Raw genomic sequence first — 17,351 nt, forward strand, 5'->3', positions numbered from 1 at the left:
TAGAGCCTTGGCGCGCATTTGTGGGAAGCTAGATGCATGCATGTTGCTGAATTATCTTTGCCCACTGGAATTATTATCGCGGCGACTCCGCTCGGCAACATTGGGGATGCGTCTCCGCGCCTGGTCCACGCGCTTGCCAACGCCACTGTGGTAGCTGCGGAGGATACCCGCCGGACGGCGTCCTTGGCTGCTGCGTTGGGGGTGGAAATTAAGGGGCAGTTGGTCTCGAACTTTGACCATAATGAACAGGCGCGCGTCGGCAAGCTTATTGAAGCCGCACGCACGGGCACGGTGCTGGTGGTCAGCGATGCCGGCATGCCTGTGGTTTCTGATCCGGGTTTTGCGCTTATCGACGCCGCCCACGAGGCGAACATTCCGGTCACCTGCTTCCCCGGGCCGTCAGCTGTGCCAACTGCGTTGGCATTGTCGGGCCTTCACGTGGGCCGCTTCGCCTTCGACGGTTTCGCGCCGCGCAAACAAGGTGCGCGCACCACGTGGTTGGAGTCGTTGAAAACCGAAAAGCGCGCGGTATGTTTCTTCGAATCTCCTCACCGCATCGCAGAAACCCTGGCTCACGCAGCCGAAGTTTTAGGTGAACGACGCGCAGCAGTGTGCCGTGAACTGTCCAAAACCTACGAACAGGTAAAGCGTGGAACCTTGCCAGAGTTGGCAGAATGGGCACAAGATGGGGTGCGTGGCGAGATCACCGTTGTCATCGAAGGCGCGGGCGATATCGCGGTCGATGTCGATTCGCTTATCGACGCCGCCCAGCAGCGCGTCGATTCCGGCGAGCGGTTGAAAGCGGTGTGCGCAGACCTCGCGAAAATCCATGGCGTGAGCAAAAATGAACTCTACGATGCGGTTATTTCTGCCAGGGAAAATTAATCGTTATGTCATTGTGATGCTCCCGTGAACATAAACGGGACCTACTGGCTTTACTTAAGTAACAGCTATGTAAAAGACCAGGTCAGGTTCGGGTCGGTTTAGGTACGAAACCCATTTTTCGGTTTGCTTTCCAGGTTTCCCCAAGTAAAGGTGAGTTTTATGACTACATCTGACCCAAATTCGAAACCGATAGTGGAGGATGCTCAGCCAGAGCAGATCACCGCAACCGAAGAACTGGCGGGTTTGCTTGAGAATCCAACTAACCTGGAAGGGAAACTGGCCGACGCCGAAGAGGAAATTATCCTCGAAGGCGAAGACGCCCAGGTCTCACTTAACTGGTCAGTCATCGTTCCAGCCCTAGTCATTGTCCTAGCGACAGTGGTGTGGGGTATCGGATTCAAAGATAGCTTTACCAACTTTGCTAGTTCTGCGTTGTCAGCAGTAGTTGACAATCTCGGCTGGGCCTTCATTTTGTTTGGCACAGTCTTTGTATTTTTTATCGTTGTTATCGCCGCTAGTAAATTCGGCACGATTCGCTTAGGCCGCATTGATGAAGCACCAGAGTTTCGCACGGTGTCATGGATTTCCATGATGTTTGCTGCAGGTATGGGTATTGGTTTGATGTTCTACGGAACCACAGAACCTTTAACCTTCTACCGCAATGGTGTACCTGGATATGATGAACACAATGTTGGCGTTGCTATGTCCACGACAATGTTCCACTGGACCTTGCATCCATGGGCTATCTACGCAATTGTGGGCCTAGCCATTGCCTATTCGACCTTCCGAGTGGGCCGTAAACAGCTTCTAAGCTCTGCATTCGTGCCACTCATTGGTGAAAAAGGTGCAGAAGGATGGTTGGGCAAGCTCATCGACATCCTGGCGATTATCGCCACAGTATTCGGCACCGCATGTTCCCTTGGCCTGGGTGCGCTGCAGATCGGTGCAGGACTTTCCGCAGCCAACATCATTGAAAATCCGAGTGACTGGACTGTCATTGGTATTGTTTCTGTCTTGACCTTGGCATTTATCTTCTCTGCTATTTCTGGTGTGGGCAAGGGAATCCAGTACCTCTCCAACGCCAACATGGTTCTGGCAGCTCTGCTCGCGATTTTCGTGTTCGTTGTCGGACCAACCGTGTCGATTTTGAACCTGCTGCCAGGTTCTATTGGCAACTACCTGTCCAACTTCTTCCAAATGGCAGGCCGCACTGCCATGAGTGCCGACGGCACAGCAGGTGAGTGGCTAGGTAGCTGGACCATCTTCTACTGGGCATGGTGGATCTCTTGGTCACCATTCGTAGGAATGTTCTTGGCACGTATTTCCCGTGGCCGCTCCATCCGTGAGTTCATCCTGGGCGTGTTGCTCGTCCCAGCAGGTGTGTCCACCGTATGGTTCTCCATTTTTGGTGGCACTGCGATTGTCTTCGAACAAAATGGGGAATCCATTTGGGGTGATGGTGCAGCAGAAGAGCAGCTCTTTGGATTGCTTCATGCACTTCCAGGTGGGCAAATCATGGGCATCATCGCCATGATTTTGCTGGGTACTTTCTTCATTACCTCTGCTGACTCTGCTTCCACCGTCATGGGCACCATGAGTCAGCACGGCCAGCTGGAAGCCAACAAGTGGGTGACAGCTGCCTGGGGTGTTGCTACCGCAGCTATTGGACTAACGCTATTGCTTTCTGGTGGTGACAATGCCTTGAACAACTTGCAAAACGTCACCATCGTGGCTGCAACACCATTCCTGTTTGTGGTTATTGGATTGATGTTTGCGTTAGTCAAGGACTTAAGCAATGATGTGATCTACCTCGAGTACCGTGAGCAGCAACGCTTCAACGCGCGCCTTGCCCGTGAACGTCGTGTTCACAATGAACACCGCAAGCGTGAACTGGCTGCAAAGCGACGCAGGGAGCGTAAGGCGAGTGGCGCGGGGAAGCGTCGATAGGCAATTTTTAACCCCTGATACCCCTTTCCGGCCGGGCATAAATTAAGGTGGTACGCATGACGAAGAACGTGCTCGTATCTGTTGCCTGGCCGTATGCCAACGGACCCCGTCACATTGGACATGTGGCGGGGTTTGGTGTCCCCTCCGATGTGTTCGCAAGGTTCCAGCGAATGTCTGGCAACAACGTGCTCATGGTGTCCGGCACCGATGAGCACGGCACGCCACTTCTGGTTCAAGCAGACAAAGAAGGCGTCACCGTTCAAGACCTCGCGGATAAGTACAACCGCCAGATCGTCGAAGACCTCACCGGCCTGGGCCTGTCCTATGACCTTTTCACCCGCACCACCACCTCCAACCACTACGCAGTAGTGCAGGAACTGTTCCGTGGTCTGTACGACAACGGTTACATGATCAAGGAAACCACCCTCGGTGCGATTTCCCCATCCACTGGCCGTACCCTGCCAGACCGCTACATTGAAGGCACCTGCCCAATCTGTGGCACCGACGGCGCTCGTGGCGACCAGTGCGACAACTGCGGAAACCAGCTCGATCCAGCGGACCTGATCAACCCGGTGTCCAAGATCAACGGCGAAACCCCAGAGTTCGTTGAGACCGAACACTTCCTGCTCGACCTGCCAGCACTAGCTGAAGCACTAACCGAGTGGCTGAAGGGACGCGAAGACTGGCGTCCAAACGTGTTGAAGTTCTCGCTCAACCTGCTGGACGATATCCGCCCACGCGCAATGTCGCGCGATATCGACTGGGGCATCCCAATCCCAGTTGAAGGATGGCAAGACAACAACGCCAAGAAGCTCTACGTCTGGTTCGACGCTGTCGTGGGCTACTTGTCCGCATCCATCGAATGGGCCTACCGCTCCGGCGACCCAGAAGCATGGCGCACCTTCTGGAATGATCCAGAAACCAAGTCCTACTACTTCATGGGCAAAGACAACATCACCTTCCACTCCCAGATCTGGCCAGCTGAACTTCTCGGCTACGCAGGTAAGGGCTCCCGCGGTGGAGAAAACGGTGACCTGGGTGTTCTGAACCTGCCTACTGAGGTTGTTTCCTCTGAGTTCCTGACTATGTCTGGATCCAAGTTCTCCTCATCCAAGGGCGTTGTCATCTACGTGAAGGACTTCCTCAAGGAGTTCGGCCCAGATGCGCTGCGATACTTCATCGCTGTCGCAGGCCCAGAAAACAACGACACCGACTTCACCTGGGATGAATTTGTCCGCCGCGTAAACAACGAATTGGCAAACGGCTGGGGCAACCTGGTCAACCGCACCGTTTCTATGGCGCACAAGAACTTTGGTGAAGTACCAGTACCTGGCGCACTGGAAGAATCTGACAAGAAGATCCTTGATCTTGCTACCGCTGCCTTTGAATCCGTTGCTGCGAACCTGGATCAGTCCAAGTTCAAGGCCGGTATCTCTGAAATCATGCACGTTGTCGGTGAGGCCAACGCCTACATCGCAGAGCAAGAACCATGGAAGCTTGCCAAGGATGACACCAAGCGCGAGCGTCTTGCCACCGTGCTGTGGACTGCGCTGCAGGTTGTTTCTGACTGCAACACCATGCTGACCCCATACCTGCCACACACCGCCCAAAAGGTGCATGAGACCTTGGGCCGTGATGGAATCTGGGCTGCAACACCACAGATCGTGGAAGTCACCAACGAATCACCACGCCAGCCAATCGGCGTGGGGCTACCAGATCCAGAGCACACCTACCCAGTAATCATGGGCGACTACAAGACCCAGCTGGCTAAGTGGCAGCGCATCGACGTCGTGCCAGGCACCACCTTGGAGAAGCCAGCACCGCTGATCGCTAAGCTCGATCCAGAACTTGGCGAAACCGGCCCAGAATGGGCACCAGTGCAGAACTAAAGCACCTTTCGCGTGAACCGGGCAGGTTGATCAGAAATATCTGATTGACCTGCTCTTATTAGTTGGCGGGGGTGGGGCGGGGGAGTGTGTGTCCACCCCGTGGTGTTAGGTGGAAGGCATGAACGCAACGAGGGAAGAAGCCAACAACTTACTAGCTGGAATCGCCGGACCTGGCGCACAGCTCCGCGATGATCAATGGGTAGCAATTGATGCATTGGTAAACCAACGCAAACGCATGCTGGTGGTGCAAAGGACCGGTTGGGGTAAATCAGCCGTCTACTTCATCGCCGCCAAACTGTTAAGAGCACGCGGTGCGGGCGCAGCCGTGATTATTTCTCCACTACTAGCCCTCATGCGTAACCAGGTGGCGTCCGCCGAACGCGCCGGGATTAAGGCAGCGACACTCAACAGTGCCAATATGACGGAATGGGAAACCATCCAGCAACAAGTCGTTTCAGGCGACGCCGATGTGCTGTTAATTTCACCTGAACGCCTCAACAACCCAGACTTTAGAGACACCATTTTGCCTCGACTAGCAGCTGAAACAGGCCTAGTGGTGGTCGATGAAGCCCACTGTATTTCCGACTGGGGTCACGATTTCCGCCCCGATTATCGCCGCATCCGCGACCTGTTAGCGGGACTTGCGCCCAATATTCCCGTGCTAGCAACCACAGCCACCGCCAATGACCGCGTGGTTGAAGATGTCCGTGCCCAACTAGGAGATGGCACAGGTTTGCTTCGTGGTGGGCTAGACCGTGAATCCCTTTACCTATCAGTGGTGAACCTGCTCAACCCCACCGAACGCCCAGCTTGGCTTGCCACCCACCTCAAAGAACTGACGGGTTCGGGCATCATTTACTGCCTCACTGTGTCAGCTGCACATGATCTTGCCGATGCACTTAATTCTGTTGGATGGAATGTTGCCGCGTACACCGGTCGAACCGAAGCAGGAGAGCGCGAACGTTTAGAACATGCCTTGATCAACAACGAGATCAAAGCACTAGTAGCAACCTCTGCACTGGGAATGGGCTTTGACAAACCTGACCTTGGATTTGTTGTGCACATGGGCAGCCCCAGCTCACCGGTGTCTTATTACCAGCAGATTGGTCGCGCCGGGCGCGGCACCGCTCGTGCCGATGTCATCCTGCTGCCAGGAACTGAAGACAAAGAGATCTGGGAGTACTTTGCATCAGTATCGTTCCCACGCGAAGAGGTAGTCCGCCAACTGCTTGCGGTGTTAACCGATGAGGCGCAATCCACTGTCAAATTGGAATCACAAGTAGATCTTTCCCGATCACGCCTTGAACAAGTACTTAAAGTGCTAGACGTAGATGGCGCAGTCAAACGTGTACGTGGCGGATGGGTCTCCACCGGGCAAGAGTGGATCTACGATGCGGAACGCTACGCAGGACTTGAACAAGCAAGGAAAATTGAACAGCAAAGCATGGTGAACTACCAGAACACCACTGAGTGCCGCATGCTGTACCTCCGCAAAGAACTAGACGATGTGGAGGCAACTACTCCGTGCGGGCGCTGCGACAATTGCACGGGCAAAACGTGGGGGCTCGACACCGATGCCTCGATCACTTTGAAAGTGGACCAACAGCTTCAAACACCCGGAGTGAAAATAGCCCCACGAAAAATGTGGCCGACTGGCATTAGTGTCAGAGGAAAAATCGCAGGGCTAGAAGAAGGACGAGCACTGGGACGACTCAATGACATTGCCCGTGGACCTGCACTAAAGGCCCTGCTGGACAGCGGAGCTTATTCTGATGATCCATGGATGGCACGCATCATCGAAGTGCTGAAAAACTGGGATTGGACCAACCGGCCTGCCAACGTGGTCGCTCTCGGCAATACCAACTTTGGATCAACTGAGATGATCATCCAGGTAGCTCAATCAATCGCAGCGGTGGGACGAATGAACTTTGCGGGTGTACTTCCCGCCGCGCCGGGTGCTGAAGAAGTCATGGCTCAGAATTCCGCATACCGAGTAGAAGCCCTATTGAAACAATGGGACTGGTCGAAAGGCTTGCAACTAGTTCCCGGTCCTATTTTGCTGGTGACAGACCTTATTGATACTGGCTGGTCGGTGACAGTTGCAGGAAATGGCATTGCGCAGCGGACCTCAGAGAAGGTGCTGCCGTTCGCTTTAGCGAGTAGGGGATAGGTGCTCTGGGACGAGAGCAATTGGACGCACTGGGAAACTAGCACCATCTTTTGGAACTGGCCAAGGACAAGCAATCATCGCACCCGTTGCAGGAACCTTGTCCAAATTGGTGAGGTTTTCAATCTGCCAATGGTCATGGCACAGCCACCAACGCTGTGCCTCCAGTGAAGGGTCTGTATCGGGAAGATCGTGGCCAATGGCAATGACTCCACGGGCATGGAGGATTTCTAAAGCCTCGATAGACCAGCCGGGTGCGATCCCTTGTTTACCCCATTCCCATCCAGTGTGGAGTGCGACGAAGGATCCTGGTTCGATTTTCCCGTGTGTATGTTCAAACGCTTCTATATCAGCAGCAGTACATAGATCGGGGCGAGAAAACCTCAGGCAATAAAGGGGTAAATGCGTTTCCTCCACAGGGATCTGATCAAGCGTCCGACCTTGTGGATCGAAATGTGCAGGTGCATCTACATGCGTTCCCCAGGGACCAACAAGTCTGTATTGATGCATTAAAAAGCCATCGTTTTCAATCGTGGAGACCGTCTTAATTTCTTGATCTGGATCCCCAGGGTAGTGGGGTTGTCCGGGCGTGAACGCATGAGAGAGATCAATGATCTGCATGGGTTAAAGATATCGGAAACTTAGTGAATTCTAGGGCGGCGACTTTTCAGGAAGTTGAGGAAAAGTAAAAAGAGTTTATTGCCTTATTTGGTACGATCCTTCGCTTACAAAATATTTTGATGTCGTTTGATGACTTCCAAGGCAATTCGGCGGTTCTTTACCTACCCAGCGGTGAGATTGACGAAGAGTGGTAGGCGTTTATCACAGATCGAAAAGAATCAGAGCTTGTGACGATTATCAATGATGAGAATCTGAAAAACCTGAAGAGTCTAAGGCGTTTGTCGAGACCGCCTTCCGCGATGGTGGAATCCAGTATCAGTCCACACGATGGTTAATGGTGTTGTTACAAACAGGGATTTCGGCTCACTCACTATTGGTTAGCGTCCAGCGCACGATAGGTGATAGTTCTGTTAATTGGTTCGAAACGCGAGTTTGTAACAACATCCAGGGTACTAATTCGTGGGGGGGCGGGCCGACCACCACGACATCGAGTTCAGCTTGGACTTTCGCGAATGCTTCAGCAGGAAAAAATGGCTTCCCCCCGTCCTCCAGCTGAACTCGAGCATTAGTCGGAGTGTTTATGTAGTCAAAGAACTTCTCGAATACCTCTGTGGTGAGCACTCCCAGCATCTGGGTATTGTGCCCTGCGAAGGCGAAAGAGTGGATGGTTCCGGCTGGGGCATGAACGTAATCCCCACGGGAGAGGATGATCTCTTGACCGTTGACGTGCAGTTTGACGCGCCCGTCCAGACAGATGAAGTTCTCGGTGTGAAGGCGGTGGAAATGACGAGGTATATAAGGCGTCTTGGCACCCTTGGTCTGCATAGCGAGGAACTGATTTCCGGTGTGTCTCGGACGGCAGACGAAGCTGTTGATCTGTTCGAACTGCTCAAGCCGGTCCCCCTCACCATCGTTCAGGGCAAACGCCTTCATATCTTCTGGGAGGCGATCGAAATGCGGCCCGAGCTCGGCAAGGTAGTCCCGCTCATAGAATGTGAATCCGCAATCCTCCAGTTCCTCGTAGGGAAGCCCTGTGACCTCGCCACTGATGCGGAAGGTGTGGGAGAACGAGGACGTGCCAAGTTTCTCTGCCGCGTGTAGGAATGCATTCGAGGATGAGTACACTAGAGCTGAATTTACTAGGCCCTCACAGGCGAAGGACCAGGGCGTATTCGCAGGAATGGTGGCACTGCCGCCAGCGATGATCTCTTGACGTCCATCAGCGAACCAGAGAGTCAACCGCCCCTCCATCATGTAGAGGAACGTCGGTCCTGCGACAGAGAAGAACCGGGTGGCGGGAGTCTTGCCTGCGCTCACACGAGCCAGCGAAAATATTCCACCGTTGTCTTCGGGACGGGACATAACTGTGAGATGGTAGGGGCCAAGCTGGTGTTGTTGTCCCTGACCTGCAGCCAGAGCATAGGGAACTGACTCGCAGGGAAGTGAATCCAGGATCGGGGTCAGGGAGTGACGCTTTTCTACGGTCTCCTCGGAATCCGGTGTAATCGTCGTGGGGAGGCTGGTGGTAGCCATAGCAGAAGCCTTCTTTCAGTAGATGATGAGTTGGGTGAAGGTAGAGTCTTAGCGAAGGTGCAGGGTGAAAAAGCGCTTGATCATCTCATGGTCGGCGGCAAGTCCCTGTAGTTCAAAGGGGTTTCCCGGACTCTGCTGCGCGCTGAAATTTGTCTGAGGCTCCCGCTCGAGCCGACCATTGTCTAGTCGAACGTTTGGCCCCAGCTCCGCGACTTCCCCGGGATTGAGGAAACCGTGGCCAAAGCCCTCAATGAGTACCAGGGTGGACTGCCGACCAGCCTGCACAAGATGGGTGTGCAGCGCAGCCGATTGCTCCGGAGGGACCATCCGGTCACCAGTGCCGTGCATGATCAGGAAGTGCGGTGCCTGTGCCGCATTCTGATGCACCGGACTGGCGTCGACTGCGTACTGCAGCTGGTGGTCGTAGTTTTCCGGCGAGGTTGCAGCTCCGCCGAGGAGATCTTGCTCAGGCGTCGTCGCTGGATTATTCCCGGCTGTGTTGACCTGTGTGTATGCAGGTAAGAGCTTTTCGATCTGGGTAGGTCCGTAGCCTTCCATAACGCAGCGGACATGGGAGGACACCCCCTGGTAATTGGTGGGGAGCTCTTCTAGGTCAGTGTGCTTGAGGTTGCCCAGCAAGGCTGCCATGGCAGCGATATGCCCTGCGCCCGTATGGTGATTTGAGACAGGGTCTAGGAGAGTTAGTTCCATGTCGAATCGCACGTCATCTTCACCGAAGAATTCAAAGCAGGAGCTGTGCAACTCGTCGTCTCCTCAGGGCGCTCGGTCAAGGAAGTGGCCACCGAGTTGGGTATCAAAGAAGGAACACTGGGCGCGTGGGTAAGAACCTGGAGGTCCGAGCATCCAGACGCCGGTGTGGATGAACCAGGCCCAGTCGAATGGGCGAAATACAAGGCCCTGCAGGCTGAGAACGCCGCGTTGAAACGGGAAAACGAGTTTTTGGGAAAAGCCAGCGCCTTCTTTGGAAGCCGAAGCACCTGTAGAGGATCTCTCAGCGTTCATCGAGCAAGAGAAGGCGTCGTTTCCCATTACATGGATGTGCACAAAGTTGGGCGTGTCCAGGGCGTTGTATTACCGGTGGGCCAAGCCTGCGGGTCTGACTCCGACAGCCATAAGGCATTCAGAACTCAGGGCTGAGGTTGCCCAGGAGTTTGAAAAAAGCAACCAGATGGCGGGTAGGGATCAGCTGACCACGTTGCTCAACCAGCGTGGTGTCAAAGTTTCTACTGGGACTGTGGGATCAATTATGAACGAATGAGGAGTGCGTGCCAGACGAATGCGGGCCTGGCAGAACACCACGGTCAGTGACCCTTCTGCCCGGACCGAGCATATTAAAAATCATATGCTCGATAGCCACGGGAAACGAGACTTTACCGCTACCGTGCCTGGGACCAGGCTCGTTGGTGACATTACGTACTTAAAGACGGGTTCCGGGTGGCTGTATGTGGCTACCGTGATTGATTTGGCTACGCGGATGGTGGTGGGGTGGTCTATGGATTCTACTATGCGCACACCGTTGGTGATCAACGCGCTGGCCATGGCACGTAATCATGGGTGTCTTCATCCTGAAGGCGCAATTTTTCACTCCGATAGAGGATCGCAATACACCTCCGAGCAGTTCCAGACATGGTGCGCCGGCAACAAGATCACCCAATCCATGGGATTGACCGGGGTGTGTTGGGATAACGGAAGTCGCGGAGAATTTTTTCTCACATTTGAAGACCGAAATGTATCACCACTATGATTTTGAGAATCACCTGTCGGCCCGAACCGCGGTGATGGAGTACATCGAGGGGCAGGTCACAACCGGCGTCGCCCGCATAGCAATAACCAGGGGCTCTCACCGGCTAGTGCTTTGACCGCATATCAGCAGCAGTATGGATTAGCAGCAGCGTAAGAAGAAAAATCAATCAAGCTGTCTCAAAAACTTGACGAGCGCAACCTGGGGGATCTACCAGCGGATGATCGCGGCCTACCGCGAGAAGGACCGATCCCTCGGCTGCGCGGCGATGGAGGCGCTCATCGACGCCGTCAGCCAAGACGTCCCCGCCGGGCTGGACGAGTTGCGCAAGCTCGGTCGGACCCTGAAGGCTCGCGCCACCGACGTGCTGGCCTACTTCGAGCGGCCTGGCACCAGCAATGGCCCCACAGAGGCGATCAACGGACGCCTGGAGCACCTGCGCGGCTCGGCCCTGGGCTTCCGCAACCTGACCAACTACATCGCCAGATCCCTGCTCGAGTCCGGCGGATTCAGACCTCAACTACACCCTCATCTGTGAAGAGCCACTTTAGACATCCCTCATCGTCACGGACCACTATGAACGATGTCCCGACTCACCTATGAACGATGTCCTGAACCTACACACCTTCAGCTCCACCAATATGTTCAGGCAATGTGTTTCAGCAATAGCCTCCGGGCTCGTCGATGTCGCCGGTGGCGAGGATTTCGCCGGTGTGCCGGCCGTCGCGGGTCAGCTGACGGCGTGAGGCGATGATCCGTTCTCGGACCGGGCGCGGCCCTCGCCGCCACGCGATTCTATGGCCTGCCCAGCCTCTGACCGATGTCTCGACTCATCCGTCCCGGTGGACCTAGGGAGTCGAGCCCTAGGTCCACCCGAGATGGATAAGACATCGCTCAGGCTCTCACGGCGTCGCGCTACCTTGGGGACTTAGGCCCAGTCCTTGTGCGGCGACGTGCCGCCGATACCGGCGTTGAACGTATTCGTCGGATCGAGCTCCTTGAAGTGCTCTTCCATGGACTCCGGCAGCTTGTAGATGCGACCGTAGTTGTGCTCGGCGGGCAGCTTCGCGCCGCGCTCCTCCAGCAGGTGCTGGATGCGGTCGTGCAGCGCCTCGGGATCCACGCCCTGCTTGGCGACATAGTCCTGGTGCATCACATGGCAGAAGAAGTGCCCGTAATACGCCTTGACCTCAAGCTGGTCGTCGATCTCCTCCGGCAGCACCTCGAGCCAGTTCCAATCGTCGCGACGCAGGGCCACATCGATGGGGATGAGCCCTGCGATGTGCCGGCGCTTCAACGCGGCGTAGCGAGTGGCGGCACTGGCCGCGCCGAACCGGTTGAGCGACGCGCTCTTTTCTTCATCAGACTTGCAGATGAAGAACTCACCAGTGTGCTCGGGCTCTGCGAAGAACTCCTTGAGCATCTTCTCGCTCGCGGCCTTCTGCGACTCGCTGACGGTGAGCAGCAGGTGATGCTCGAAACGGTTGCGGTACTCCATCATGCGCTTGGGCAGCTGGTTGGGCAGCACGCTGAACATGGCTTGCGATACCGTGTCGGCGAAGGTCGGACCAATGCCGGGAATCTTCGAGAACAAGCCGTTGGCCCACGTCTTGAACGAGAACATGCGCGTCTGCAGCGCTGGACTCATGAACTTCAGGAAGACGAAGGTGTCTTTGCCGTACTTCTTGGCCAAGTCGAAGGCACTGCGGCCCATGTACTCACCAGAGATAGGCAGCGGCATGTCGGCTTCGAGGAACAACCGACGGATCTCTTCGAGCTCGTGCGTGTTGTTCGTGCCGATGTAAAACACGGTCGGGTGCACTTCGCGAGGGAAGGTGCGGGTGCGCACCGCGAACACCATCAGCTTGCCGGCCGAGCCGGAAGCCTCGAACAGGTACTCGGGGTTCGCATTGTAGCGAGCAGGCGAAGGCACGATCTTGCGCAAGTGCTCGGCGTACTCGGTCTCGTTCGAGTCTTCGGGAGCTGGGGTGACATCCTCGGGAGACCACTCGCCGCGCTGTAGACGGTCGAGTGCGACCTCAGGGTCGTCTCCGAGCGAGATGCCCAGGTGATTGACCAGCTCGACCTTGCCGTCGTCGTTGACGCGGGCGAAGATCGCTTCGCGCGTGAATGCCGGACCCTTGCGAATCTGGCTGCCACCCGAGTTGTTCGCGATGCCGCCGATGACCGAGGCGCCGATTGATGTCGACCCGATCACCGAGTGCGGCTCGCGCTGGTGCTTGGCGAGCGCGTCGGTCAGGTGTGTCAGCGGGGTGCCCGCGAGCGAGATCGCCTCGCGCGCGTCGTTGATGAGGTGCACCTCATCGATGCGGTGAGTCGAGATGATCACAATGGGGCGATCGTAGTCTTGGAAGCCGGGGCCGGATCCACCAGTCAGGCCCGTGTTCGATGCCTGCGGGATGACGATGAGGTTGTTGTCGACGGATACCTGCAGCGCCCGCCACATCTCGACCAGCGTGCCGGGGCGCACCACGGCGAAGACTGGTCCTCCGCCGAATCGATAGCCTTTGCTGAATGGCATCGTGGCACGCTCAGAGGTCAGTACATGTTCGTCGCCGACGATTCTCTTGAACGCATCGATCGCTTCGTGCGAAGTCGTGGTGGTCTGTCCTGGTTGCGTCATCTCTAAGCTTCCTATATTCAGTTGCATCACAAGCGCGTCATGATGCTGAGGGGATGTCGCCTTGATCCGAGCTAGTCCGCGGTCGTTCATTTTTTGATGGGCGGGGAAACGAGCCAGGGGGACGACGTCTGCGACCGTCTGCCCGGAAGCTCGCTACGGCGTCCAAGGAGTGTGCGTGTGCGTATGCATGTGCATACGCGCATCCTCATTGTACAAGATGCGCATCAGATAGTTTCGGACCGCGGTACTTTCGGACTCCGGTAGGTTCGGACCGCGATAGTTCGGACCGCGATAGTTCGGACCGCGATGTCGGCCACTGCCCTCACCCCATAGATCGACGCAGCAATCAGACTCGCCTAGCGCCGCTTGAACCGTCCCAGGTTTGGTGGCTCTTCACAGATGAGGGTGTAGCGCGTAGTCAAGGATCGAACGGCGTGGCGCTGCCCGGGTAGGCCCCTCCTTCATGTCCCGCCTAATAGGCCAGATCGGCGTCAGGCCATCCTGCGGACTGAAGTCAGGAGTTTCGTCAAGTGGCAATGCTTCGCCCGCGTGGCTGAGTCGCCCAGTCGACTCATCGAACCACACCGGATAGAACATATCTTTACGGTCAGCTCGAAGCGAGTCGTCGCCCGACCGCAAGAGCCCCTTCCATCGAGGCCTCTGCAGTTCCCCTTCAGCATCGGCCATGTCTCGATGCGTCAGAAGGTCGTCATCGACCGAACCGATTCGCGCGTCAGGACCAAATACAAAGAACGCATACTCTTCGACCCTCGAAAGATATCCCTGAGTAACGCCTTTAGGGTTGTTGACAATTGTGACGAGTTGCCGCGTAGATTCCGGGAAGAGCTGATCTAGCAACACGCCCAAACGGTTTACTTCATGCTCATCGATAGTTGCCACAAGAGTAGCATCGCTACGCATGAGCTCCCGACAGATATTCAACCGTCGCTCCATGAACGCCAGCCATTTCGAGTGTCGATAGTCGTCATCACTCGCGACGTAATCGTTGTCGTACTTCCAGTCCCTCGCCCCGGTGTTGTACGGCGGGTCGATGTAGATGGCGTCGATGGAATGCCGGTGCGTATAGGTCAGCATCTCCAGCGCGTGGTAGTTCTCAGCGTTGACGACCGTGTGGAACGGCTTGTCGCCGCCCCGCTCAACCCTGCCTGTCTCCACCAGGCCGGGGTAGATGCGATCCCGGAACTCCGCGACGACCACCACGTCGTCGGCAAGCACTGCCCGAGTCTCGGGTTCTTCGACGTCGAGCTCCGCGAGATGAGCCACACGCTGTCCGTCGACGCACTCGATCCGAGTTGTCCGCCACAGCCGTTGGTCACCTGCCTTTGTCCCCCCTCGCGGAGGCAGCACCCGTACCTTGTCGTCGCGACGGACGACCCTGCCGGGCAGCTCGACAGCCTCAGGCTGATGCTGCTCAAAGACGAGCCCGAAGGTGCGACGCTTGGTCAGCGCAGCGACCTCGGCTTCCAGGTCAGTACCAAGTTGCGCGTCCGCCTTGCGCACCTGTCGCAGCAGTTCCGTCAGTCTCGACACGGATAGGGCTCCTTCGTCATCATCCGTAGCGCGTCCGGGCTATTTCTTACTTCCAGACGTAAGTCCCGTCCGGAACTCCACCACGTGATCCTTCAACCTGTATGCAACTAATCTAGCCAGTTTAGGACTAACAAGAATTTCTCTCTTGATTTACAAATACACATATATTTGTGTATTTGTAAATCAATCTTCGCACTCGTTAAGGTATCTGACTACTGATTGCTCTACGATTTCTTTCATCGTGCGATGTTCTTTAAATGCCTGTAGTTTCAACCGTCTATGCACACTGGTGGTCATGCGGACATTGAACATAGTGCTTTCCTCAGTCTTGGAGGCGGAATTGGTATCGACAAACGCTTCAACAATGGAGCGGCGCTGGTGGGGTTTCCCCGGCCCAAGACTCAACTTTGCAACAGCACCTTATTAAGTGCCCTAGAGTTATTCAGCCTTAGGGCACCGCTCTATTTCTTACGGCATTTCCCACTTTTCTCAATGGCTTAAAGAGCATGAAACCGCAGGAAACCGTTGTATTTCTGACGTGCGACCACATTATGTAAAAGACTCACCTGTCAGGGATCTATCTCCTTGTAGAGGAACTATTCCAGTCTTCTTTAAAAACACTTATGATCGCTGTGATCAGGTAATTTAATGAAAAAACTTATAGCGTTAAAACGTGATGATTTTTTGACGTCAAAAAGTTTTAGCACTATAACGTTATGACGTTTTAGTGCTAAAGTGTGGCTTGTCAGATTCGTGTTGGTCGGGTGATGTAGGAAGTTTATGAGTTCAGCTCCAGCGTGGAGGGTCGGGGGAGTGAATGCTGGGTGAGAACGAGATAACCTGCAAGCATTAATGAGGCCTCAGCCATCAAGATGGCTGAGGCCTCATTATCGTCCCCGTGATCCTCACTGGAGCGGCTAGCGTTCTAGTCGATCCTCAGCGCACGATTTCTTCGTGGCGTTAAATGCTGCACCGTGGCTCGGATGAGGTAGTGCGCCCGTATGGTGATTTGAGACAGGGTCTAGGAGAGTTAGTTCCATGTCGAATCGCACGTCATCTTCACCGAAGAATTCAAAGCAGGAGCTGTGCAACTCGTCGTCTCCTCAGGGCGCTCGGTCAAGGAAGTGGCCACCGAGTTGGGTATCAAAGAAGGAACACTGGGCGCGTGGGTAAGAACCTGGAGGTCCGAGCATCCAGACGCCGGTGTGGATGAACCAGGCCCAGTCGAATGGGCGAAATACAAGGCCCTGCAGGCTGAGAACGCCGCGTTGAAACGGGAAAACGAGTTTTTGGGAAAAGCCAGCGCCTTCTTTGGAAGCCGAAGCACCTGTAGAGGATCTCTCAGCGTTCATCGAGCAAGAGAAGGCGTCGTTTCCCATTACATGGATGTGCACAAAGTTGGGCGTGTCCAGGGCGTTGTATTACCGGTGGGCCAAGCCTGCGGGTCTGACTCCGACAGCCATAAGGCATTCAGAACTCAGGGCTGAGGTTGCCCAGGAGTTTGAAAAAAGCAACCAGATGGCGGGTAGGGATCAGCTGACCACGTTGCTCAACCAGCGTGGTGTCAAAGTTTCTACTGGGACTGTGGGATCAATTATGAACGAATGAGGAGTGCGTGCCAGACGAATGCGGGCCTGGCAGAACACCACGGTCAGTGACCCTTCTGCCCGGACCGAGCATATTAAAAATCATATGCTCGATAGCCACGGGAAACGAGACTTTACCGCTACCGTGCCTGGGACCAGGCTCGTTGGTGACATTACGTACTTAAAGACGGGTTCCGGGTGGCTGTATGTGGCTACCGTGATTGATTTGGCTACGCGGATGGTGGTGGGGTGGTCTATGGATTCTACTATGCGCACACCGTTGGTGATCAACGCGCTGGCCATGGCACGTAATCATGGGTGTCTTCATCCTGAAGGCGCAATTTTTCACTCCGATAGAGGATCGCAATACACCTCCGAGCAGTTCCAGACATGGTGCGCCGGCAACAAGATCACCCAATCCATGGGATTGACCGGGGTGTGTTGGGATAACGGAAGTCGCGGAGAATTTTTTCTCACATTTGAAGACCGAAATGTATCACCACTATGATTTTGAGAATCACCTGTCGGCCCGAACCGCGGTGATGGAGTACATCGAGGGGCAGGTCACAACCGGCGTCGCCCGCATAGCAATAACCAGGGGCTCTCACCGGCTAGTGCTTTGACCGCATATCAGCAGCAGTATGGATTAGCAGCAGCGTAAGAAGAAAAATCAATCAAGCTGTCTCAAAAACTTGACGAGCGCAGGGTGTCCCACTTCCTAGGAAGTGGGACACCCTGATCGGTACGTGGGCCGCTGGCCTAGGCC

10 protein-coding genes and 3 pseudogenes are annotated in these 17,351 nt (G+C 55.3%); 8 read left to right on the forward strand and 5 right to left on the reverse strand.

The genetic code is table 11. The annotated features are described in order from the left end of the window. The first annotated feature begins 36 nt into the window (after window positions 1-36). From rsmI to KW808_RS04865, 4 genes are all read left to right on the forward strand, one after another. A complete protein-coding gene (rsmI, locus tag KW808_RS04850) occupies window positions 37-885 on the forward strand; it encodes a 16S rRNA (cytidine(1402)-2'-O)-methyltransferase (protein ID WP_003862443.1) in 849 nt (282 codons plus the stop codon). A 159-nt stretch (window positions 886-1,044) separates the two neighbouring features. Further along, window positions 1,045-2,832 (forward strand): glycine betaine transporter BetP, encoded by a 1,788-nt coding sequence (betP, locus tag KW808_RS04855; protein WP_003862445.1) that lies wholly within the window; start codon window positions 1,045-1,047, stop codon window positions 2,830-2,832. A gap of 56 nt (window positions 2,833-2,888) precedes the next feature. Beyond that, the gene (gene metG, locus KW808_RS04860; RefSeq protein ID WP_003862447.1) at window positions 2,889-4,721 is read left to right on the forward strand and encodes a methionine--tRNA ligase; all 1,833 of its coding nucleotides are present in this window, start codon (window positions 2,889-2,891) and stop codon (window positions 4,719-4,721) included. 118 nt (window positions 4,722-4,839) lie between these two features. After that, on the forward strand, window positions 4,840-6,891 hold the full coding sequence (locus tag KW808_RS04865; RefSeq protein WP_003862449.1) for a RecQ family ATP-dependent DNA helicase: 2,052 nt from the start codon (window positions 4,840-4,842) through the stop codon (window positions 6,889-6,891). Here KW808_RS04865 and KW808_RS04870 read toward each other — a convergent pair. Beyond that, window positions 6,874-7,509, reverse strand: a complete 636-nt coding sequence (locus KW808_RS04870) for a cyclase family protein (protein ID WP_003862451.1) — start codon at window positions 7,507-7,509, stop codon at window positions 6,874-6,876. The genes KW808_RS04865 and KW808_RS04870 overlap by 18 nt on opposite strands. 95 nt (window positions 7,510-7,604) lie before the next feature. Between KW808_RS04870 and KW808_RS04875 the strand changes: the two genes are divergently transcribed. After that, a complete protein-coding gene (locus tag KW808_RS04875; RefSeq protein ID WP_326998608.1) occupies window positions 7,605-7,703 on the forward strand; it encodes a hypothetical protein in 99 nt (32 codons plus the stop codon). 169 nt (window positions 7,704-7,872) lie between these two features. Here KW808_RS04875 and KW808_RS04880 read toward each other — a convergent pair whose 3' ends face one another. Together KW808_RS04880 and KW808_RS04885 are read right to left on the reverse strand one after the other, a co-directional pair. Next, window positions 7,873-9,042 carry a cupin domain-containing protein gene (locus KW808_RS04880; protein WP_003862453.1) on the reverse strand — a complete coding sequence of 390 codons (1,170 nt, stop codon included), beginning with the start codon at window positions 9,040-9,042 and terminating at the stop codon, window positions 7,873-7,875. Window positions 9,043-9,090: 48 nt separating this feature from the next. Then, the gene (locus KW808_RS04885; RefSeq protein ID WP_230622911.1) at window positions 9,091-9,804 is read right to left on the reverse strand and encodes an alpha/beta hydrolase; all 714 of its coding nucleotides are present in this window, start codon (window positions 9,802-9,804) and stop codon (window positions 9,091-9,093) included. Between KW808_RS04885 and KW808_RS04890 the strand changes: the two are divergent. Both KW808_RS04890 and KW808_RS04895 read left to right on the forward strand, forming a co-directional pair. Then, window positions 9,769-10,960: pseudogene (locus tag KW808_RS04890) on the forward strand (IS3 family transposase). The gene KW808_RS04885 and the pseudogene KW808_RS04890 sit on opposite strands and share 36 nt — an antisense overlap. Window positions 10,961-11,000: 40 nt before the next feature. Then, window positions 11,001-11,342 (forward strand): annotated as a pseudogene (locus KW808_RS04895) (transposase); the annotation flags it as partial. 390 nt (window positions 11,343-11,732) lie between these two features. Here KW808_RS04895 and dld read toward each other — a convergent pair. Both dld and KW808_RS04905 read right to left on the reverse strand, forming a co-directional pair. Then, a complete protein-coding gene (gene dld, locus KW808_RS04900) occupies window positions 11,733-13,448 on the reverse strand; it encodes a D-lactate dehydrogenase (RefSeq protein ID WP_034983630.1) in 1,716 nt (571 codons plus the stop codon). Between the two features lie 393 nt (window positions 13,449-13,841). Next, window positions 13,842-14,999, reverse strand: a complete 1,158-nt coding sequence (locus tag KW808_RS04905; RefSeq protein WP_074495359.1) for a DNA methyltransferase — start codon at window positions 14,997-14,999, stop codon at window positions 13,842-13,844. Between the two features lie 1,055 nt (window positions 15,000-16,054). On the opposite strand from KW808_RS04905, the pseudogene KW808_RS04910 reads away from it, so the two are divergent. Continuing rightward, window positions 16,055-17,246, forward strand: a pseudogene (locus KW808_RS04910) (IS3 family transposase). The last annotated feature ends 105 nt before the right edge of the window (window positions 17,247-17,351 follow it).

Source organism: [Brevibacterium] flavum, assembly GCF_019317305.1.
Taxonomy (GTDB): Bacteria; Actinomycetota; Actinomycetes; order Mycobacteriales; family Mycobacteriaceae; genus Corynebacterium; species Corynebacterium glutamicum.